Annotated in this window: 26 protein-coding genes and 1 tRNA gene; 8 read left to right on the plus strand and 19 right to left on the minus strand. The window is 37.9% G+C overall.

All coding sequences use genetic code 11. The features are described from left to right. Positions 1–4 precede the first annotated feature (4 nt). The 8 genes from ABH960_RS01120 to ABH960_RS01155 form a co-directional block, all read right to left on the minus strand. A complete protein-coding gene (locus ABH960_RS01120) occupies positions 5–1189 on the minus strand; it encodes a phosphoglycerate kinase (RefSeq protein ID WP_002016070.1) in 1185 nt (394 codons plus the stop codon). 139 nt (positions 1190–1328) lie between these two features. Further along, positions 1329–2333: a type I glyceraldehyde-3-phosphate dehydrogenase gene (gap, locus tag ABH960_RS01125; RefSeq protein ID WP_002016071.1), complete on the minus strand. Its 1005-nt coding sequence runs from the start codon at positions 2331–2333 to the stop codon at positions 1329–1331. Positions 2334–2359: 26 nt separating this feature from the next. Next, positions 2360–3388, minus strand: coding sequence for a gapA transcriptional regulator CggR (gene cggR, locus ABH960_RS01130; protein WP_002089545.1), 1029 nt, complete (start codon positions 3386–3388; stop codon positions 2360–2362). A 135-nt stretch (positions 3389–3523) separates the two neighbouring features. Further along, entirely contained in the window at positions 3524–3769 is a 246-nt protein-coding gene (locus ABH960_RS01135) for a glutaredoxin family protein (RefSeq protein ID WP_002089547.1), read from the minus strand. A gap of 9 nt (positions 3770–3778) precedes the next feature. Further along, positions 3779–5086: an RNA polymerase factor sigma-54 gene (gene rpoN / locus ABH960_RS01140; RefSeq protein ID WP_002016074.1), complete on the minus strand. Its 1308-nt coding sequence runs from the start codon at positions 5084–5086 to the stop codon at positions 3779–3781. Between the two features lie 510 nt (positions 5087–5596). Beyond that, on the minus strand, positions 5597–5863 hold the full coding sequence (locus ABH960_RS01145; protein WP_367964063.1) for a hypothetical protein: 267 nt from the start codon (positions 5861–5863) through the stop codon (positions 5597–5599). Positions 5864–6268: 405 nt separating this feature from the next. Continuing rightward, positions 6269–6344, minus strand: a tRNA-Arg gene (locus ABH960_RS01150). Positions 6345–6629: 285 nt separating this feature from the next. Further along, positions 6630–6830 (minus strand): hypothetical protein, encoded by a 201-nt coding sequence (locus ABH960_RS01155; protein ID WP_002129884.1) that lies wholly within the window; start codon positions 6828–6830, stop codon positions 6630–6632. Between the two features lie 912 nt (positions 6831–7742). Here ABH960_RS01155 and ABH960_RS01160 point away from each other — a divergent pair. From ABH960_RS01160 to clpP, 8 genes are all read left to right on the plus strand, one after another. Continuing rightward, on the plus strand, positions 7743–7949 hold the full coding sequence (locus ABH960_RS01160; protein WP_000216167.1) for a DUF1657 domain-containing protein: 207 nt from the start codon (positions 7743–7745) through the stop codon (positions 7947–7949). A 107-nt stretch (positions 7950–8056) separates the two neighbouring features. Then, positions 8057–8545 (plus strand): YhcN/YlaJ family sporulation lipoprotein, encoded by a 489-nt coding sequence (locus tag ABH960_RS01165; RefSeq protein ID WP_003192317.1) that lies wholly within the window; start codon positions 8057–8059, stop codon positions 8543–8545. A 28-nt stretch (positions 8546–8573) separates the two neighbouring features. Then, positions 8574–9050 carry a stage V sporulation protein AC gene (gene spoVAC, locus ABH960_RS01170; protein ID WP_002129887.1) on the plus strand — a complete coding sequence of 159 codons (477 nt, stop codon included), beginning with the start codon at positions 8574–8576 and terminating at the stop codon, positions 9048–9050. Further along, entirely contained in the window at positions 9051–10067 is a 1017-nt protein-coding gene (gene spoVAD, locus ABH960_RS01175) for a stage V sporulation protein AD (protein ID WP_000938981.1), read from the plus strand. Continuing rightward, positions 10064–10414 carry a stage V sporulation protein AE gene (gene spoVAE, locus ABH960_RS01180; RefSeq protein WP_000575919.1) on the plus strand — a complete coding sequence of 117 codons (351 nt, stop codon included), beginning with the start codon at positions 10064–10066 and terminating at the stop codon, positions 10412–10414. Before spoVAD ends, spoVAE begins: the two co-directional genes overlap by 4 nt. A gap of 9 nt (positions 10415–10423) precedes the next feature. Next, complete coding sequence (locus tag ABH960_RS01185) at positions 10424–10630, plus strand: DUF1657 domain-containing protein (RefSeq protein WP_002034728.1); 207 nt, start codon at positions 10424–10426, stop codon at positions 10628–10630. 20 nt (positions 10631–10650) lie between these two features. Next, on the plus strand, positions 10651–11520 hold the full coding sequence (locus ABH960_RS01190; protein WP_404442085.1) for a DUF421 domain-containing protein: 870 nt from the start codon (positions 10651–10653) through the stop codon (positions 11518–11520). Positions 11521–11760: 240 nt separating this feature from the next. Next, on the plus strand, positions 11761–12342 hold the full coding sequence (gene clpP, locus ABH960_RS01195; protein ID WP_001049163.1) for an ATP-dependent Clp endopeptidase proteolytic subunit ClpP: 582 nt from the start codon (positions 11761–11763) through the stop codon (positions 12340–12342). A gap of 259 nt (positions 12343–12601) precedes the next feature. On the opposite strand, the gene ABH960_RS01200 is transcribed toward clpP, so the two are convergent. From ABH960_RS01200 to lgt, 11 genes are all read right to left on the minus strand, one after another. Continuing rightward, complete coding sequence (locus ABH960_RS01200) at positions 12602–12850, minus strand: HPr family phosphocarrier protein (protein ID WP_002016081.1); 249 nt, start codon at positions 12848–12850, stop codon at positions 12602–12604. Positions 12851–12873: 23 nt separating this feature from the next. Then, positions 12874–13824 (minus strand): DNA-binding protein WhiA, encoded by a 951-nt coding sequence (gene whiA / locus ABH960_RS01205; RefSeq protein WP_002016082.1) that lies wholly within the window; start codon positions 13822–13824, stop codon positions 12874–12876. Positions 13825–13912: 88 nt separating this feature from the next. Next, complete coding sequence (locus tag ABH960_RS01210) at positions 13913–14866, minus strand: gluconeogenesis factor YvcK family protein (RefSeq protein ID WP_002016083.1); 954 nt, start codon at positions 14864–14866, stop codon at positions 13913–13915. A 3-nt stretch (positions 14867–14869) separates the two neighbouring features. Beyond that, entirely contained in the window at positions 14870–15751 is an 882-nt protein-coding gene (gene rapZ / locus ABH960_RS01215; RefSeq protein ID WP_002016084.1) for an RNase adapter RapZ, read from the minus strand. A 20-nt stretch (positions 15752–15771) separates the two neighbouring features. Further along, complete coding sequence (locus ABH960_RS01220) at positions 15772–16230, minus strand: NUDIX hydrolase (RefSeq protein ID WP_002124062.1); 459 nt, start codon at positions 16228–16230, stop codon at positions 15772–15774. Between the two features lie 215 nt (positions 16231–16445). Beyond that, a complete protein-coding gene (locus ABH960_RS01225) occupies positions 16446–17252 on the minus strand; it encodes a DUF368 domain-containing protein (protein ID WP_404442091.1) in 807 nt (268 codons plus the stop codon). 161 nt (positions 17253–17413) lie between these two features. After that, positions 17414–18370 (minus strand): thioredoxin-disulfide reductase, encoded by a 957-nt coding sequence (gene trxB, locus ABH960_RS01230; RefSeq protein ID WP_002089563.1) that lies wholly within the window; start codon positions 18368–18370, stop codon positions 17414–17416. 84 nt (positions 18371–18454) lie between these two features. Next, positions 18455–19966: a tetratricopeptide repeat protein gene (locus ABH960_RS01235; protein ID WP_113936266.1), complete on the minus strand. Its 1512-nt coding sequence runs from the start codon at positions 19964–19966 to the stop codon at positions 18455–18457. A gap of 145 nt (positions 19967–20111) precedes the next feature. Further along, a complete protein-coding gene (locus tag ABH960_RS01240; RefSeq protein ID WP_404442095.1) occupies positions 20112–20618 on the minus strand; it encodes an acyltransferase in 507 nt (168 codons plus the stop codon). A 53-nt stretch (positions 20619–20671) separates the two neighbouring features. Beyond that, on the minus strand, positions 20672–21319 hold the full coding sequence (gene ppaX / locus ABH960_RS01245) for a pyrophosphatase PpaX (protein WP_002112826.1): 648 nt from the start codon (positions 21317–21319) through the stop codon (positions 20672–20674). 66 nt (positions 21320–21385) lie between these two features. Then, positions 21386–22198: a prolipoprotein diacylglyceryl transferase gene (lgt, locus tag ABH960_RS01250; protein ID WP_002034719.1), complete on the minus strand. Its 813-nt coding sequence runs from the start codon at positions 22196–22198 to the stop codon at positions 21386–21388. Between the last annotated feature and the right edge of the window lie 9 nt (positions 22199–22207).

The raw sequence follows: 22207 nt of genomic DNA on the forward strand, positions 1-22207 counted from the left end.
CTACTTATTTGTCGTTAAGACAAACTACACCTGGAAGCTCTTTACCTTCCATGAATTCTAATGACGCACCGCCGCCAGTAGAAATGTGGCTCATTTTATCAGCCATACCGAATTTTTCAACAGCTGCTGCAGAGTCACCACCGCCGATAACAGAGTATGTATCTTCTGCATCTGCTAATGCTTGCCCTACTGCTTTTGTACCTTCTGCGAATGGAGTCATTTCGAATACACCCATTGGTCCATTCCATACAACAAGCTTAGAGTTTTTAATTACATCTGCATAAATTTCACGTGTTTTAGGACCGATGTCCACGCCTTCCCATGTAGAAGGGATAGAGTCGATACCAACGATTTGAGTTGTTGCAGTTTCAGAGAATTCCTCTGTGATTACAACATCAACTGGCATATAGAAGTTTACGCCTTTTTCTTTTGCAAGTTGCATAAATTCTTTAGCTAGTTCAATTTTGTCGTTTTCACATAGAGATAGACCAATTTCATGACCTAATGCTTTAACGAATGTGTAAGCAAGTCCGCCACCGATGATTAAGTTATCTACTTTGTCTAATAGATGACGAATTACACCGATTTTATCTTTTACTTTCGCACCACCGATGATAGCTGTGAATGGACGTTCTGGGTTAGAAAGTGCTTTACCTAATACATCTAACTCTTTTTCCATTAATAAACCAGATACTGCTGGTAGGTAGTCTGCGATTCCTGCTGTAGAAGCATGAGCACGGTGAGCTGCACCGAATGCATCGTTTACGAAGATATCAGCAAGAGCTGCAAATTCTTTCGCAAGTTCTGCATCGTTCTTTTCTTCGCCCGCATAGAAACGTACGTTTTCAAGAACTAATACGTCGCCTTCGTTCATTGCTGCAACCATTTCTTGTGCAACTGGTCCGAATGCTTCGTCCGCTTTTTTAACATCTTTACCAAGAAGCTCGCCTAAACGTGCTGCTACTGGAGTAAGACGTAATTCTTCTACTGCTTGACCTTTTGGACGGCCTAAATGACTTGCTAAAATTACTTTCGCACCTTGCTCTATTAAATATTGAATTGTAGGAAGAGCTGCACGGATACGAGTTTCATCTGTAATTTTGCCTTCTTTCATAGGTACGTTGAAATCAACGCGGCAAAATACACGCTTACCTTTTAAATCTACGTCACGAATTGATTTTTTGTTCATTGGATTTCCCTCCGACTACTAGTTAGGATTGACAAAACCCATTCAAAAGCTTAACACATTTGCTTCTAAAACGAAAGAAGAGAGAGAGGGAACAAACCCTCTCCCTCGTTTTGTCATTGATTACTTATATACTTAAGAATTAAAGACCTTTAGAAGTCATGTATGCAGCTAGGTCTACTACGCGGTTAGAGTAACCAGTTTCGTTATCGTACCAAGAAAGTACTTTAACCATGTTACCTTCCATTACCATTGTAGATAATGCATCGATTGTAGAAGAAGCTGTACATCCGTTATAGTCGATAGATACTAATGGCTCTTCGCTGTATCCAAGGATACCTTTTAATTCGCCTTCAGAAGCTGCTTTGAATGCTGCGTTTACATCTTCAACTGTTACTTCTTTGTCAAGTTCAACAACTAAGTCAACAAGAGAAACGTTAGCAGTTGGAACACGTACAGCGCCGCCGTTTAATTTACCTTTAAGTTCTGGTAATACTAATGCTACAGCTTTAGCAGCACCAGTAGATGTTGGGATCATGTTTTCAGCTGCTGCACGAGCACGACGTAAATCTTTGTGTGGTAAGTCTAAGATTTGTTGGTCGTTAGTGTAAGAGTGAATTGTTGTCATCATTCCGCGTTTTACGCCGAATTTTTCGTTTAATACTTTAGCGAATGGAGCTAGACAGTTTGTAGTACAAGAAGCATTAGATACTACGTTGTGGTTAGCTGCATCGTATTGTTCGTGGTTAACACCCATAACTACAGTGATATCTTCGTCAGAAGCTGGAGCTGAGATGATAACTTTCTTAACTGATCCACCTAAGTGTTTCTCAGCGTCTGATTTTTTAGTGAAACGGCCAGTAGATTCTACTACTACTTCTACTCCGTAGTCGCTCCATGGTAATTGAGCTGGGTCACGCTCAGCGATAACTTTAATTTCTTTACCGTTAACAACGATGCTGTTTTCGTTAGCAGATACTTCTGCATTTAAAGTTCCGTGAACTGTATCATATTTTAAAAGGTGAGCTAATGTTTTAGCATCTGTTAAGTCGTTGATTGCTACTACTTCTACCTCAGAGTTGTTAAGAGCTGCGCGGAATACGTTACGTCCGATACGTCCAAATCCATTAATACCAATTTTAGTCATTTAAATTTCCTCCTTGGGGGATTATATTAAAGGGTAATACCCTTTGTTAATTGTTTTGCTGCACCTTCATCTGTAATTAGAATTGAAGTGTGCCCTTGCTTTATTACAGCCTGTATTGCTTTTGCTTTTGAAGAACCTCCAGCGACTGCGACAACGTGAGATACATGTTGTAAATCTTCAAGTTGCATACCAACTGTTCTTACTTTATGAACAACATTTCCTTGTTCATTAAAGTAGTAACCGAAAGCTTCGCCAACTGCTTCGCTTGCCTGAATCTTTAACCAATCTGCTTCTGAAGTATTTCTGCGACGTGCCATTGTTAAGGCATCACCAATTCCATGAATGACGATATTGGAAGATCGAATCAACTCAAGAACTTCTTTCACGGAGGGCTCTGTTACAATAGACGCATATGCTTCGCTACTAACGTGATCTGGAACATACAATAAGCGATAATTACTCATCGTATTTTGTGCCATTTTGGCGCAAATGGTATTGGCTTCTAACTCGACACCTTCTCCAATTCCACCACGTGCTGGGACAAATAGCATATGTAAATCTTTGCAATCAAGTTGCATCATGTCCGCAGCAGCAGCTAGCGTAGTTCCTCCAGCCACAGCAACGATATTATTCACTGTCAGACGGTCTTTTATACAAGTCACACAAGCACGGCCCATCTCCAGTTTGACCCAAGGTGATTCATCACTATCACCAGGGACAACGAAAACTTCATCCAAGTCTAATGTTTCCTTAAGTTGTTTTTCTAAAACCTTTAACCCGGAAATTTCTTTCATAAAGTCTTCCAAAGCAAGAACTAAAGCTGTTCCTTCTTCTGTCAAAGTCATTCCAGAAGAAGCGACGTGAACTAAGTTTTGTTCTTTCAAAACTTGAACTTCACTTCGCAATACTCGTTCTGTCATACCGAGACTTGCAGATAAGTTTCTTCTTCCAATCGGCTGCATAAGCCTAATGTACTGAAGCACTTGCATTCTCGTTTGCATAACAGGTAGCAGATCAGGTAATAATTTTTTTGTGTTCTGAATCCATGAGCGCATATCTTTTCTCCTCACTGCATCGGTTCATTTTCCTTCGTGGTCACTTTATGTCCCGTAGTGACATTTTGCGTCCCACTTAGGTTAAAAAAATAATCCCTGCTACGTGTATTATTGTAACAGGAGACAGAAACTTATTCAACTCTTAACTGCATTGTTTATATAGTTTATTATGACACCTTTGTGAATGTTACCATATTCTACTTGTCTTCCGCCTATTTCTACAACAGGAATCATTAGATGGTATTTCTCTAAAAGGTCATTATCTTCATATATATCTATTTCCTCAATTTGAAAAGAATATTCATATTGTACTTCTTTTAAAACTTGTTTCGCCTTCACGCAAAGACCACAATCTTTTTTTGTATATAGTACAACCTTCATCTTCTTCACCTATCCAATTGTTTTTCTTAGAGACGAAGCAGGAATATGCATTTGTTCTCTATACTTCGCAACCGTTCTTCGAGAAATAACTATTTCATGCTCTTCTTCTAATAATTTTGAAATCTTTTGATCCGAAAGTGGCTTTTTCTTATTTTCTGCTCCAACAAGCGTTTGAATGAATTGTTTCACACGCTTTGTAGAAACCGCCTCATCTTCCGTCGTAGAAATAGAATTACTAAAGAACGATTTCATCTCAAATAAACCGTGCGGCGTTTGCACATATTTATTACGCGTTGCACGACTAATTGTAGACTCATGCACACCTAACTCTTCCGCCACCTCTTTTAAAGCAAGTGGTTTTAAATACTCTGGACCTCCCCAGAAGAAATCATGCTGTTTTTCCATAATAATATTCATCACTTGTAAGAGTGTTTGTTTTCTCTGTTTCAAACTGCGCATAATCCATTGCACATGCTGATACTTCTCCGATACGTAAGAAGCCACTTCACTTTCACTATTATTTAGTAACGCACTATACTCAGAGTGAATTTCAATTCTTGGCATATTTCTCTCATTCATCTGTAAAACGAGATGATCGCCATCTTTTTTTACCGCCATATCAGGCACGATATAAAGTGGTTTATCAGAAGAAAATGCAAGACCTGGTTTCGGCTGCAATGATGTAATACAGTTCACCGCATCCTGTAATTCCTCGTTGGTACACTTCAACACTTGAACGAGCTTTCGCCAATCTTTCTTAACGAAATAATTAAAATGATCATCTATAATTTCTTCCGCTAACCCATTCCTTCTTTGTAAGCGCTTCAATTGTATTGATAGACATTCCTGAATATTACGCGCACCTACCCCTGCTGGCTCTAACGATTGAACAAGCTCCACGGAACAGTCCACTACATCAATTGGCGCAGAAAGAAGCTCTGATAACTCTTCATTTGTTTCTTGTAAATAGCCATTTCCATCCATGTTCATAATAATGAAAGAAGCTGCTTTTCGCTCTTCTTCATCTATTTTATAATACTGTAGTTGATTTAATAAATGTTGCTGAATCGTTGTAGAATCCACACTGTAGATTTCCATTTGATTCTCGACTTGTTTGCGGGTACTTTTACTTGTGTTAGAGCTCTTTTTCTTCTCCCTCTCAAAACCACCTAACTCAATAAGGGGATTCTCTAACGATTGCTCATACAAAAACTCCGATAATTCTTGTACATTATACTGGAGCATTGTAATCGCTTGCCTTAACTCTTGTGTCATTGCCAAACGTAAGCTTTGTTCTTGTAAAAGACTTGCCTTCAAACTAATCTCCCCCTTGTTTCTATTGTACAATAAGTTTGGTAAAAGGAGAATCCTCACGCAGACACCCATTCCAAAATATTATTAATTTATATGTATTAATGAGATTTAGATCTTACAACCGAAATTTGAATAATATTGAAAGAAAATAATAACGCATAAAATTTATTACCACATACTAATAGTAAATCTTATTATCAGATATAACAAGTGATAATAAAAAAAGGTCTGAACTTATACTTGTAAGTTCAGACCTTTTTTACAATGGCGAGTACATATCGAATATTACACGTTTCTTCACCATTGTCGCATTTTCATTTGATAGATTAATTCCGTTCGTATCCTCTACGAGTACCACACACACCAAATTCACAGCGTTGCGATTTGCTATAAAGATACTTTCTTGTTTATCTGCTTTGTGTAATTTTCGAATTGTGACTTGGATTACCTCTGAGTTATTTTTCCAGGGTCTATTCTTACAAGTGAACAACATTTATGACATGTACCTTTTACTTAACTGCAATAAATACCTAGCGATGCCGTTATCTTATAAACTTCATTGAAATTTTCACCTTCCATGAAGACCTCCATGATTTCAGGTATTCCTTTTGCATACGCAACTAACATTTCGAATGCATCATCTTTCGTTATCTTGTGACGAGTCACACTACTGTTGTGATGTTCCATCGTTACATAATAGACCTTTTCTCCGCACTCCTCTTCTTCAATACATGTAAGAAACGATTTTATTTCAAATAGCTTGCGAGAACCTTTTTTCATTCTTCTTCTCCTTCATAACGGTCAAGAAAGTCCGATAATGCCAACGAAAGATGATCACTTTTATTAAACTTCAGCTTACTGGCAAAGACGGCTAGCCTGTCCCTATTGCTTTGTGAATCACTACTATCTTACGTGTCATATCTTCGTTCAGCAACTTAACAATACGCTTGTGCAATATATCTCGTTACAATTTCTTTTAGTGCTAAAATCTGTTCTGATTTGAATTGCATTTCACTCTTTAATTCTTTTCATAACGAAAAACCCCCTATACACGATTATTTCTAATCACATACAAGGGGTTTCTTTAGATTTACTATTAATTTTCAACACGTTCTTCACGCTATTATGTGCTATTTACTCAATACTTTTAAATAGAATAGAACACATCACAACAACAATACATAACGCGCCCAGAGGGATTCGAACCCCCGGCAGACGTGGTACCGGAAACCACCGCTCTATCCGACTGAGCTATGGGCGCATGATTATTACGATAATATCAACGGTTTGCCTCCGTCTTCTTCCGACTTGTTCTTACCGAAAGTTAAACGTAGGATACGAACACCAACACGTAGACGTTCGCTTCTTTACATATGGATATTATATCCTGACGCTAACCTAATACGCAAGCATAAAAACCTCTTCTACACTAGCTTTAGCGCGCAGTTTTCCTTCTTTCGTTCCCCCTTAATCTACTTAAATCGAAATAGAACGCATATAGTCTATAAAAAAAAGACAGGCGAAGTGATGCCCGCCCATCTCCGCACTATTTTATATATTTTGATCGCAGGCTAAATATATCTTCCCCTTCACGAATGCCTGCCGATCCCTTCCTCACATTTTTTACGACAGTCCAATTCGGGTTAGTTTCATCACCGATGTTCTGTACTGTAAAGTTGCCGTCACCATATTCTCGGTGACCTTCTGCCAATTTCTCCGTTAAATCATTCTCTTTTGATCTCACCATCTTTGCGCCATCTCCCTTTTTATACAACTCTCTTAAACTGTCCAACCGATTACACGTCCAGTCAATTGGAGATCCTCGTTTTCCGCTTCGATTAATTTTAACACACTGTCGGGGGTAAGTTCCGATAACGGCTGCCCAATCGCATTAGAAACGTTATTTTCTTTGATAGTAGAAACTCGGCGAGAATTGGGTAAAAGACAATTCGCTGGGCTGCGTCAGGACTTCGCGAGAGATCAACCCCCTGATTCAAAAATCACAAATACTATCTCTAAAGGACTCCTGCGACGGCTCAGCGGGGTGGCTTGGAGGGTTCGGAAAATTTTCGTTTGGGTTGGCTTGTGGTGAATAGTGTATTCATTTTGATGAATGACGAATACAACATAAATGACTTTTTTTACTTTCGACTTTCTCTTCTAAACGTTGATTTAAAAGAATTCGCAAGACTTTCGATTAACAAAACAATTCGTAAATGTTTTATGCATTAAAAGAAACGTTGATTTAATAACGTTCTTCTTTCGTGAATGACTTCGATTGAACGAATAAGATAATGAAGATATTATTTTTTTAAAACTGAAAACATCCTTTTTTTTACTATACAAGAAAATTTTATTTTAAATTGAAAATAACTACAATAATAGAAATATATATATTTTATCGATATGTTTTTTGTGAATAACCAGAAATTTAACCTCATGTAATTTTCAGTTACTTTTTAATCTTCAACAGGTAACATACCTACATCATGAATTACATATCATCCTCTTCCATCTTATAAAGCGCCACTATAACAAAGAATTCATTGACGCTTGAATCAAAGCTTCAACTTCAAAAACCTAAATTTTCCAATCATAAATTCACCCAAACCCACAAATTATAATCTTTGAATTGATATTCCAAAGGGGGCTTCATTCAATGACTGTAATTACAAAACTAAAGCAAACTGTTTCTGGATTAAAAAGTGCACAAGCTAGCTTAGAGGGATTCGCTCTTGATACGGATAACCAACAAGCTAAGCAACTTTTCCAAACAGCTGCGCAACAAACACAAACAATTATCGATTCTTTAAACCCGCGTGTTGAAGAAGTCCAGCAAGAAGAACCACAATACACACAGCAATAACCAAAAGTGCCATTTCATCTAATGGTACACAATTTGAGAAAAAGGATGATATGCAATCATCCTTTTTCTCTCACATTACATACTGCAATAGAAATGGAATGATTATAATGCGAAAACTTGGAATCATAACCGCGTTATTTATGCTCCTATTCGGTTCACTTACCGGATGTGATAATAGCCCGTTAGATAAAAAAGTAAAGAAAGAAGAAGCTAAGCGGGCAGATGAGAAAAAGGGCCCTAAATTAACAAAAATGAGTACAGAATCCTTTAATCAATCTATATCGCAAGACGCTAAGAAAAAAGCTCTTGCTATGGAGGGAATTATAGAAGCTACCGCAGTTAATACAAATTTAGATCTTTACATAGCCGTTAAACCTGAACATCACGAAAGATTTGGTTTAAAACCTTTACGAAGTAAATTAAAAAAGAAGCTAAGTGATGAAAACCCTACTTTCGATATTCGTGTAAGTACAGACAAAAAGATTTTTATGCTCATAGAAGAACTTGAAAACAAAATTAAGAACAAGAAAATAAGCAAGGATGGCATTAAAGATCAATTGAAACTCATTCAATCAGAAATGGGATCTAATATTTAAGTTTTCTAAAAGAGAAGGAAGGATTCAAATGTCTAGTAAAGATAAAAATTTAACACCTGTGCAACAAGAATATAAAAAATTCGAACAACAGCGCGAACCGAAGCGCCCCGTTTTAAAAAATTGTATGAAAGCTTTTTTCGTCGGGGGATTAATTTGTCTAATAGGCCAACTGATTTCCACCTTTTATATTACGTACTTTGATTTCACTGAAAGATCTGCCGGGAACCCTACCGTTGCAACTCTTATTTTTATCTCCATGCTACTGACGGGATTTGGCGTCTACGATCGCCTTGGGCAATTTGCTGGTGCTGGTACCGCCGTTCCCGTTACTGGATTTGGTAACTCTGTTATTGCCGCATGTATTGAACACCGTACAGAAGGATTCGTTCTCGGCGTTGGTGGTAACATGTTTAAACTAGCAGGATCGGTCATCTTATTTGGCGTATTTTCCGCTTTCGTCATCGCTCTTATTAAAACGATTCTCTTTCAATGGGGAGGGCTGTAAATGTTACAAGGACACCGAACATGGGTATTCGAAAACAAACCAGTTATCATCTCAACAGGTGTAGTCGGTGGCCCATTTGAGGCAAATGGAAAAATTCCTGAAGACTTCGATACCCTGCATGAAGATTTATGGCTCGGACAAGATTCTTACGAAAAGGCGCATAAAATTTTATTTGAAGAAGCTTGTAGCCGCGCTACCGAAAAGGCAAAGCTCCGTAAAGACGATATTCAATTCGTACTCGCAGGGGATTTAATTAACCAAATAACTCCAACGAGCTTTGCATGCCGCACACTCGGAACACCTTATCTCGGTTTATTCGGCGCCTGTTCTACCTCTATGGAAGGCTTAGCACTCGGTGCAAGTATCGTAAATGCAAAAGGTGCAAAGTATTTATTAACTGGGGCATCAAGTCATAACGCTGCGGTAGAAAAACAATTCCGCTATCCAACTGAATATGGTGGTCAAAAACCTCCTACGGCTCAGTGGACAGTGACCGGTGCAGGCGCGGCTATTTTAAGCGACACTGGATATGGTCCACAAGTAACATCGGCCACCATTGGACGAGTTATTGATATGGGACTAACAGATCCTTTTAATATGGGTGGTGCGATGGCCCCAGCTGCTGTCGATACGATTGAAGCTCATTTACGCGAACGACAAATTGACGCCTCTTATTACGACTTAATCGTAACAGGTGACCTTGGACATGTCGGTCGCGAAATCGCTTACGACCTACTACATAAACATGGAACAAAGGTAAAGAGCGAGCAATTTCAAGATTGCGGAATCATCATTTATAGAGAAGGTCAACCTGTCATAGCTGGTGGAAGTGGTCCAGGCTGTTCAGCAACAGTCGTATACGGACATTTATTAAACCGAATGAAAAGAGGAGAATTCAAAAAAATACTTGTCGTTGCGACAGGCGCTTTACTATCTCCACTTACATTCCAACAAGAAGAAACGATTCCGTGTATCGCTCACGCTGTTTCGATTGAATTTGGAGGTGCAACGCAATGATTTTTTTCTGGGCTTTCGTCATTGGTGGACTCATATGCGTAATCGGACAGCTTATGTTTGATGTCGGCAAACTAACCCCCGCTCATACGATGGCAACACTCGTTGTTGCTGGAGCTATATTAGATGGATTCAATCTGTATGAACCATTAATAGACTTTGCAGGCGCTGGCGCAACTGTACCTATTACAAGTTTCGGTAATGCCCTCGTTCATGGCGCGATGGAGGAAGCAGCCAAACATGGCATCGTCGGCGTTATTACCGGCATGTTTAAAGTAACGAGTGCTGGTGTATCAGCTGCCATTATTTTCGGCTTCATTGGAGCATTGCTATTCAAACCGAAAGGATAAGGTGTTCGTATGACAGTTATCGCTAGCGTTAAAACCTGCCTTGCCAGTGTAAGGGGCGCTCAAGCAAGTTTAAGCTCCCTTTCACTAAATTCACAGGACGCGGAATCAAAACGTGTATTTCATGAATGTATGTTAGAAATGGACAGCATCATCACCGATTTACAGAATAGAGTTTCAGTATTAGAACGTGAAGAACCTCAATATAAAGGGTTTTAAGTAGACTGGAGGAAATGACTATGTCTCACCTGCCGGAATGGACACTTGTCATTCTTCGCTCTGTATTCATATTAATTATTTTATTCGCTATTACGAAATGGTTAGGAAAAAGACAAATCTCTCAGCTCTCCTTTTTTGAATACATAGCCGGAATGACAATCGGTGACATCGCTGCCCAAGTATCTACAGGGCTTGATTCAAAATTTTTCCACGGCGTCTTTGCGATACTCATTTTCGCTGTGGTACCTTTTTTCACTGGAATCCTCTCTTTAAAGAACAAAACAGCTCGAGATTTTTTTGAAGGAAAATCTACCGTATTAATAAAAGATGGCAAAATACTTGAAGATAATTTAAAGAAAGAAAAGTATACAAGTGATGAATTACTTGAGCTTCTCAGAGGAAAAAATGCGTTCAGCGTAGCTGATGTTGAATTTGCTGTACTAGAACCGAGCGGTGAATTAAATGTATTATTAAAGAAAGATTGCCAACCACTTACAGCAAAAGATATCAGCTTAAAAGTGCCAAACGAAAAAGAACCGCAAACTGTTATTATGGATGGAAATGTACTAGATGAACCTCTTTCTGCTAGCGGACATAATCGCGCTTGGTTACATTCTGAGCTAGAAAAACTCGGTGTTGTCATTGAAAATGTCTTTCTTGGTCAAGTTGATTCATACGGACAACTTACTATCGACATCTATAATGATAAACTCCAAATGCCTTCTCCTCAAAACAAGCCTTTATTATTTGCATCCTTAAAGAAATGCAATGCTGATCTTGAATTATTCTCTTTAGAAACGAAATCAAAATCAGCGAGTGATATGTATAGTAAAAACGCAAAACAAATCGAGAAAATCTTAAATAAAGTAACCTATCTGTTAAAAGAATAAAAAATGAAAGAACGCTTCTATACAAAAGGCGTTCTTTTGCCTTTTCCACACCATTAATCACGTTTAAATTTATGTAATTCGGTTATGATGTTGAAGATACATAAGCAGGGAATTTTAAAAACATAGCGAATAAATCATGATACAACTACATATTTTTTGATTTAAAGTGGTTTCGTTTGACCTTCATTGACCATAATTGTATTATAAGACTAAGAAAGCTTTTAAAGGAGGAAATAACAGATGAATTTAATTCCTACAGTAATTGAACAAACAAATCGTGGAGAACGCGCTTACGATATTTACTCTCGACTATTAAAGGATCGCATCATTATGCTTGGTAGCGCAATTGATGACAACGTAGCAAACTCAATCGTTTCCCAGCTTTTATTCTTGGAATCTCAAGATCCAGAAAAAGATATTCACATCTATATCAACAGCCCTGGTGGTTCTATCACAGCTGGTATGGCAATTTACGATACAATGCAGTTTATTAAACCACAAGTATCAACAATCTGTATCGGTATGGCTGCATCTATGGGTGCATTCTTACTTGCAGCAGGTGAAAAAGGAAAACGTTACGCACTTCCAAACAGTGAAGTTATGATTCACCAACCACTTGGCGGAGCACAAGGTCAAGCGACTGAAATCGAAATCGCTGCAAAACGTATCCTATTCTTACGTGAAAAATTAAACCAAATTCTTGCTGACCGCACAGGTCAACCACTTGAAGTTCTACAACGCGACACAGACCGCGACAACTTCATGACAGCAGAAAGAGCTCTAGAATACGGCTTAATCGATAAGATCTTTACAAATCGTTAATACTTAAAAGCGGAAGCGGCTCGTTCAGAATGAGAGGGGGATGGAGCTTCTGACAAAGAGGTGCTTTTTACCTCGACGGAAGAAGCGAAGCCACCGACCATTCTAGCCGCTGGAGCTGGATACATCTAAAAGCGGAAGCGCCCTACTACAGGGCGCTTTTTTATTATGTACAAGGGTATCACATACCCCCACCACTCAAACTCAACTCACCCCACAAACAGAAAAATAAAAAAAGCTATCGCACATTCGCGATAACCCTTTATTGTACATATGCAGTTAATGCTTCCAAAGCCTCTTCTGCATCTGAACCTTCTGTTGTGATTGTAATCATGCTACCAGTTCCGATTGCTAAGCTCATAATCCCCATTATGCTCTTTGCATTCACTGTCTTTCCATCTTTCTCGATGAAGATATCCGCATGAAAGCGATTTGCCTCTTGTACAAACAACGCAGCCGGACGTGCTTGTAAGCCGTTTTTTAATGCCACTTTAACCAATTTTTGAACCACAGCTCCATTTCCCCTTTAACCTTTTATTTTTTTGCTACTGTTTCCCCCGCGCGTAATTTCTCTGCAATTTCATCGATTTTACGCAAACGATGATTAATACCCGATTTACTAATTTTCCCCCCGGATACCATCTCACCTAACTCTTTCAATGTTACATCTTGATAATCTCTTCGTAACTGTGCAATTTCTCTTAATTTATCTGGCAAAATATCAAGCCCAACCGTCTCATCAATATAGCGGATGTTCTCAATTTGCCTTAGCGCTGCACCAATTGTTTTATTTAAATTAGCTGTTTCGCAGTTAACTAAACGATTTACTGAATTACGCATATCGCGAACAATTCGAATATCTTCAAATCTTAAAAGTGCATTATGAGCACCTATAATATTTAAAAACTCTGTAATTTTTTCAGCTTCTTTCAAATACGTAATGTACCCTTTTCTTCTTTCCAACGTCTTACTATTTAAATCAAATCCGTTCATCAGTTCACATATAGAATCATTATGTTCCTTATATAACGAAAAGATCTCTAAATGATAAGATGATGTTTCTGGGTTATTTACTGAACCACCTGCTAAAAATGCACCGCGTAAATACGATCGTTTACAACATTTCTTCTCGATTAATTCCTGCGATATATTTCGAATAAACGAAAAGTCATCTCGAACAATGTGAAGATCTGCTAATATTTCGCGAGACTTCTCAACAAGCCGCACGATATATACATTATTTTTCTTCAATCGCATTTTTTTACGAACAAGTAATTCTACCGTCACATCATATCCTTTTTTCAAAAGCGTATAAATCCTTCTTGCAATTGCTGCATTTTCCGTTTGAATATCGATAGATAGGCGACGGTTTGAAAAAGAAAGCGATCCGTTCATTCGAAGCAACGCCGATAATTCTGATTTCTCGCAGCATTCCTTCATTTCAAGGTTGGTCAACTCTTTCTTTGTTTCTGATGCAAATGACACAGTCAACACCTCCTTATACTATTACTTTGGAACAAAAATCTTGTCCTATATGAATGAGGAGCGTTACCTCAAATGAGGCAACGCACATTTATAACAATGAATATAAAATAGAAGCTAACTTTAATGTATCATGTCTTACAACACGATCATCATATTTCGCTAATCGATCTTGGATGATTTCGATATTATGTTCAGCAAAACGATTTGTATCCAGTGCCACTGGTTCCGACATCTCTTCCTCATATAACTTACGTAATTCACGAGGAATATCACGATTATTTACAATCGCAGTGTCGATAAATGGTTTACCTAAATGATCATGTAACGCCTGCACATGATCAAACGCAGTATAACCCTTCGTTTCGCCCGCTTGCGTCATAACATTACATACATATACCTTCTTCGCTTTTGCAGCAAGAACAGCGTCTCCAATTTTGTTAACAACTAAATTCGGTAATATACTTGTGTACAGACTTCCTGGACCGAAAACAAGCAAATCAGCTCGTTTAATTTCCGTCAACGTTTCACATAACGGTTCTACATCTTCTGGAGTTAAAAAGACACGATTAATCTTCTTCCCGAAATGAGGAATCTTTGATTCACCTGTTACAATTTCTCCATCTTCTAATTCTGCATGAAGTACCGCACTTTGATTCGCTGCTGGTAATACACGTCCTCTGACATTTAATACTTTACTCGTTTCCGTAATCGCGTGGTAAAAGTCTCCCGTAATCGAGGTCATACCTGCCAATAGTAAATTTCCTAACGCATGCCCTTTCAGTCCGTCTCCAGTTGTAAAACGGTGCTGAAATAAAGCCTCCACTAATGGTTCTACATCCGATAACGCAACAAGTACGTTACGAATATCACCTGGAGGTGGAATTTCTAGCTCATCACGTAGTCTACCTGAACTGCCTCCATCGTCGGCTACTGTTACAACTGCTGTAATATCAACAGGATATTGTTTTAATCCCCTTAATAAAACAGAAAGTCCAGTTCCACCTCCCATGATAACAATTTTAGGTTTTCTCTCTTTTTTCATCCCTTAATGGCCCTTTCTCTTCTCCACATCACGATGAGATACATGAACGCTATACTCTGGTTTCAAATGTTTCCCAAGGTACTCTGTAAGCGTAACAGAACGATGTTGCCCACCTGTACATCCAATCGCAATTACAAGTTGACTCTTACCTTCTCTTTTATAATGAGGCAGCATGAAAGTGATAAGATCCGTCAATTTCTCTAAAAACTTATGTGTTTCATTAAATTTCAACACATACGACGAAACTTCTTCATCCAGTCCTGTTAATGGCTTCATATGTGGAATATAATATGGATTTGGTAAAAAACGAACATCAAATACTAAATCAGCATCAATTGGAATTCCGTACTTAAATCCAAATGACATAACATTTACACGAAATGCTTGCTCAGTTTCTGTTGAGAATAAGTGAACAATTTTTTCTCGTAATTCTTTCGGTTTCAAATCAGATGTATCAAGCACAATATTCGCTCGTGCCTTCATATCAGTTAAGAGACCACGCTCAGCTTCAATTCCCTTTAACGGCAATCCAGTTGGCGCAAGTGGATGTGAACGTCTCGTTTCTTTATAACGAGTTACAAGTGTGCTATCTTTCGCATCTAAAAATAAAATATGAGGAATAATCCATGTGCGTTCTGATAGATCATCAAGCGCTCCCCATAAATATTCAAAAAACTCTCGGCCACGTAAATCAATACCGAGTGCCACTTTATTCATTTTACCTTTTGAATCTGCCATAAGTTCAATAAACTTCGGCAATAACATCGGTGGTAAATTATCTACACAGAAATATCCTAAATCTTCAAAACTTTGTAACGCTACCGTTTTTCCAGCTCCAGACATCCCTGTAATAATTACCATTTTTATATCATTATTCTCTGTCATCGTATCCTCTCCTTGCAGGTTTAACTCGGATCTAATCGATATGAAAGCAACTCAAAATCTGGGGTATATACAAATGTACCGTAGATTATACCATTCCCTTTAATTAAATAATCAATAATGTGATAATCTCCTGGTGCCATTGCTAAGTCATCAATTTTATCAAATGTATGCCAACCAATGATGCCTTCTTCGCTCTCTAATTTGTTTTCTCCTGCAAAATCTGTTGCTAAAAAGGAGAACATCATCCATTCAGAAACAACTTTATCACCTTCTTGGATGACAAAAGTGAAGACCCCTTTTAATGCTGGATTCTTTAAATAAATACCTGTTTCTTCACGATACTCGCGAACAACGGTATCTCTTACTGTCTCACCACGCTCCATTTTCCCGCCCGGTGCAACCCACCAATTCCGGCGAGGTTTTTGGAGTAAAAGTACTTCATTATCTCTAATTAACACACAGTTTGTCACTCTTTGCATGTTTCTTCACCTCAGCTACTTGCAGCAAAATTTCTCACTGCATACTCATTTCATTATACTATCAAAAACAGTTTGCTACAACGAAGGTGCCAGTCTCCTTTCGCTAAGCAATTGTAAAAATTCTTTCTACAACAAGCAATCAAAATACCTTACTTCCCATGAATAGCACATAAAAATCCCCTTAACGATTTTTATCGTTAAGGGGATTAAAACACTTATTTCTTACCGAAATAAGTAACAACCGCAAATCCTAAAATAAAAGTAATAATTGAACTTAAAATTGAAATTCCACCAGTCGGAATGCCAGGGAACACAATGACAATCGACCCGATAACGAGCCCAATAATTGCCGCAAATGTCATACTTTTATAACGATCTAACAAATAACTAATTCCTTTACTACTTACAACAAATCCTGCCATCACGCCGGCACCGATAACCACGATTAACGGTAAATTGAGTGTAGTTAAAGCGTTAATTGCTGTCGGATACACACCAATAATTAATAAAATAAACGATCCACTAATTCCAGGAAGAAGCATAGCCATACTAGCCATCCATCCTGCGAAAAATAAGCCAATTGCATTTAAAATTGTTAACGTCGTAATCGGATCAGCTGCCTTATCTGGTTTAAAGAATGCTGTTATTGCAACAAGAATTGCTGCAATTATTAATAAGGCAATATGACTACCTTTAAACGTTGCCTTTGCATCAGCTTCTCTCATTAACATCGGTAATATACTAATAATTAAACCGAGGAAGAAAAATTGAGTCGGTTCATAATGATTTGCTAATAAATATTTAATAACATGACTTAACGTTAGAAAAGCTGCCGCTACACCAGCTGCAAGTGGGATTAAAAACGCTAAATGTTTTTTCCATTCACGACTAAAGAATCCGCTAATTGCTGCGAGCAATTGTCCATAAATCCCCAACACAACAGCGATTGTTCCGCCGCTCACACCAGGAATTAAATCACTAACGCCCATACAAAATCCACGATATATATTACGCCATTCCATACTGAATAAATTCCTCATTTCTTATAGTGATTTTTTCCGTAAAGTCCAGTATATCAATAAGAAATCTTATAATCCTAATTGTTTTTGACAAAACTTTGACATTTTCAAAAAAAAAAGAAAGCTCCTATCGGTAGCTTTCTTCTCAAAAGGTATATTACCCCTTATTTTTCTGTTACAGTTTTTAATTCTTCTACTAACTCTTCTATATAATGCTGTGCACTCTGCGCTGCAATACTACCATCACCTGTTGCAGTTACAATTTGACGAAGCATTTTTTCACGAACATCACCAGCTGCGAAAATACCAGGAACTTTCGTTTCCATACGCTCGTTCGTTTCAACATAACCATTTTCATTTGTAATACCTAGCTCAACAAACGGTTTTGATAAAGGTAACATACCGATGTATATGAAAACGCCGTCAGTTTTAACTTCTTGTTCTTCTCCGCTGTTTACATCTACAAGTGTTACGCTTCCTACTTTACCATTTGCATCGTTAATTTCTTTTATAGTGTGATTCCAAATGAAATCTACTTTCTCATTTTGGAAAGCACGATCTTGTAAAATTTTCTGTGCACGAAGAGTGTCACGACGGTGAACGATCGTTACTTTTGATGCGAAGCGTGTTAAGAATACACCCTCTTCAACAGCAGAATCTCCGCCGCCAATAACAACAAGTTCTTTCCCTTTAAAGAATGCACCATCACATACTGCACAATATGATACACCGCGGCCGCCAAGTTCTGTTTCACCCGGCACACCAATTTTTTTATACTCTGCACCGCTTGCAACGATAATTGCACGTGCTTTATATTCTTTTTTACCAGCAATAATTGTTTTGTACTCTTTACCATCGATGATTGCTTTCACATCACCGTATGCATATTCAGCACCAAATTTCTTCGCATGCTCAAACATTTTATTTGATAAGTCTGGTCCTAAAATAGACTCATAACCTGGATAGTTCTCTACATCTTCTGTATTTGCCATTTGTCCACCTGGGATACCACGCTCAAGCATCAGTGTGCTTAAATTCGCACGAGATGTATATACCGCAGCTGTCATACCAGCTGGTCCTGCACCAATAATAATGACATCATAAATTTTTTCTTCTGACACACTATTCACTCCCATTCATTCATACACATTAAGTTACCCTCATTATACTGTTAGCATCATTTTTTTCCCAATGATTTGCCTACCCTACGTGTGCGTGCGCTTAACAGCCTGCACATACTTTCGTACAGTCGCTACAGATACATTATATACATCACCAAGCTCTGCCTGTGTCATCTTATTTCTTTGTTCGCCGCGCACAATGTATTCAATTGCCGCTGACCAACCGTACACATTTGTAAAAGTCGCTCCAGATGTATATAAACGTATGAACGTGCAAAACCAAAAATTTAAACACTCTTCGATTAATTCATCGTCTTTTTTCGTATAATTGTATAATGCATCCGCGATTCGTACGCACTGTTCAAATTGCTGTAAATCAGCTGGGATACTTTTATGACTATTAAGTAAAAAGAAATATTTTGCAAGTTGCGATACGATTGGAACACCATTTTTCGCTTGCGTTACATCAAAGAAGAATCCAACCTTCTCTGGTGTTGACAATTCATTCATTAAATATAAAGCTAGCATTTTCTCTTCTAGCGTCGTACTTTGCTGAAATGATTTTCGTAACTCTTCAAATAAAAGATTTTGTCCTTCATCTGCTAAATTCAGTGCATTCCACGGTTCTTTTCCTTTTTTATCAGGATGCAATTCTACAACATGTTGCCACATTTTTTCAGCTACTTGCTGTTCCTTCACCATATACGCAGAGTATGCAAACCAGTAATAAAAACTGACGTCTCCTTCATACCCTTGACGCTTTAATACTTTGAACCATTTATATGCAGGTTCAAAATGACCAATTGTTGCAAGCGTTGTTCCAAGTTTCAAACGATGCTCAAATGAAATTGGATATACCGAAACTAACTGCCCCGCTAATGACTCTACTTGCTTATGCTCTCCAATTGAATATAGAAAAATAAGCGTATTACAAAGCGCATGCATATTACCAGGATTTTTCTCTAAAATCATTTCTGTTAACTTAAGCGCTTGATCTACATTACCTGATTGAAAATGTGCAATCGCTAAATTATTATGTCCTGACCAAAATTCTGGATATTCTTTCGTAACAACTTCTAGTGTAGCAATCGCCTCTTCTAATTGTCCGTTACGAATGTAGCGGTTCGCTTCTTCTTGCATAACAATTAGCTCATCTTCATCCTCAATCTCTTCCGCACCCATTGCATCTTCTTCCATAATCTCAAGCAATTCTAATGTATCTTTTACAAATTCCTTCTCTTCCGCAACTTCTAAATATCGCTCTGCATACTTCTTCGCCTGTTGAAACAAGCCCATATATGCATAATTATTTGAAATAAAATAATAGCATTGCTCAAGTTCAGGATTGGATCTAACAAGCTTTAGAAATATCTGATTCGACTCTTGATATTCACCAGATTCAGATAATGCTATTGCTAGTTGGCATAAAATAAACGGCTCCTTCTCGCTTTGTGCTGCTCTTCGAAAATATTTAATTGCATCTTGCAATTTTTGCCCTTTATAAGCCCTCATCCCTTTTTTATAAAAGAAGTCCGCTAACTGATTAAAAGAGATAACTTGTCCGTTCTCCTTATATATTCTTTGATTTTTCCCCATATATCCTCCAGTTTTTTGTTTTCTTCGTTCACACATTCTTCTATCTATAAGTATAAACGATTCCGTAAAAAACAAAACAGTATATTATAATCAATTATTTCCTTTTTATTCATAAAAAGAGAAGGGAAATGTTACATTTTTAACATCAACCTTCTCTAGTGGCCATTTCCTCTTTCGTATAAATAATACGCATCGGATTTCCGCCTACGAAAGCGCCGCCTGGTACATCTTTATGGACAAGTGTGCCTGCAGAAACGATAGCTCCATCTCCAATTGTCACACCTGGTAAAATTGTCGTATTCGCTCCAATCATAACTTCATTCCCTATGACGATTTCTCCGAGTCGATACTCACGAATTAAATATTCATGCGCTAAAAGCGTTGTATTATAGCCGATAATTGAATTGTCTCCCACAGTAATCTTTTCTGGAAACATAATATCTGGCATTACCATAAGTGCAAACGACGTTTTCTTTCCTACTTCCATCCGTAAAAACGTGCGATATAACCAATTCTTTACGGATAAAAATGGCGTGTAACGTGCGATTTGGATGATAATAAAGTTTTTCATTACCTTCCAAAAAGAAACTGTTTTATACACATTCCACAATGAATTTTCTCCTGAAACAAGATAGCGCGTTGTCCGTCGCACTGAACTCTCTCCTCTACTTATATAAAGTGACACTTTAACCGGCAGGAATCTTACTACCCGTTAATGCGGGACAAAATCGGTAGTAAATCACTCATTTTATCTAGCACATAATCTGGTTTATACGCTTCTAAATACGCTCTACCTTTCAATGTCCATGAAACCGCTACTGTTTTCGTACCTGCATTTTGTCCACCGACGATATCATGATGATTATCACCAACCATCAATGTTTCTTCTGGCTTTGCATCTAATAATTCGAGTGCTTTTTGAAGTGGTTCTGGATGTGGTTTCACATGTTCCACATCATCAATCGTCACGACAACATCAAAAAACTGATCCAGTTTCGAAAGCTTTAATCCCATTTCAACCGTCTGTCTCGCTTTCGTTGTAACGATGCCGATCTTATAACCTTGCTTCTTCAATTCTTGAACCGTTTCATATACAGTTTCATACTCTTCCACTAATTCATCATGATGCTCATGATTAAATTGACGATAACATGTAATCATCTCTTCAACCTTACTTGCATCAATCTTACTAAAAGTATCATGCAAAGATGGACCGATAAATGGCAATACATCTTCACGCTTATACTGATTAGAATAATAGTGATTTAACGTATGTAAAAAAGAAGAGATAATAAGTTCATTTGTATTAATTAACGTTCCATCTAAATCAAATAACACTGTATTTATTTTCATCGTCCTTAATCCTTTCATTACCTGAATATGAAAGAAGCAGCATCTTATATAAGATGCTACTTTTCTCTAATTTTCTAAATATCTTTTATCAGCTTGCCCCATTTTTCGTCTCACAATAATGAAAATGATAGAAATAACAACAATTCCAATAGACATTACTTGTGCAATACGAAGTGGTCCTAGCATTAAACTATCTGTACGCAAACCTTCTACGAAGAAGCGTCCCACTGAATACCAAATTAAATATGTGAAGAATAATTCACCACGGCGTAAATTCACTTTTCGTAACGCGAGTAGTAAAATAACGCCTGCAAAGTTCCATAATGATTCATATAAAAACGTTGGGTGATAATACACACCATCAATGTACATTTGATTAATAATGAAATCCGGTAAATGAAGACCTTCTAAAAACTGTCTCGTCACTTCATCACCATGCGCCTCTTGGTTCATAAAGTTTCCCCATCGGCCAATTGCTTGTCCTAGTAAAATACTCGGCGCAGCAATATCCGCTAACTTCCAGAATGAAAGCCCGCGTCGTTTCGCAAAAAGGATTCCTGTAATAACAGCCCCGATTAAACCACCATGAATCGCCAAACCACCTTGACGAATATTAATAATTTGACTCGGATTTTGCGAATAATATTCCCATTCAAAAATGACATAATACATTCTCGCAAAAAGAATGGCAATTGGTACTGCGATTAATACAAGGTCGATAAATGTATCTTTGTGAATACCAAGCCTTTCTCCCTCGCGGGTTGCTAGCCAAAGACCTAATAGCACACCTGTACCGATAATAACCCCATACCAATAAACAGGGAACGGCCCAAGTTGGACTGCTATACGGTCAAGCTGTGGTACAGAACCTAACAGCATATATATGAC

It is taken from the genome of Bacillus sp. RC252 (genome assembly GCF_044909215.1).
Taxonomy (GTDB): Bacteria; Bacillota; Bacilli; order Bacillales; family Bacillaceae_G; genus Bacillus_A; species Bacillus_A mycoides.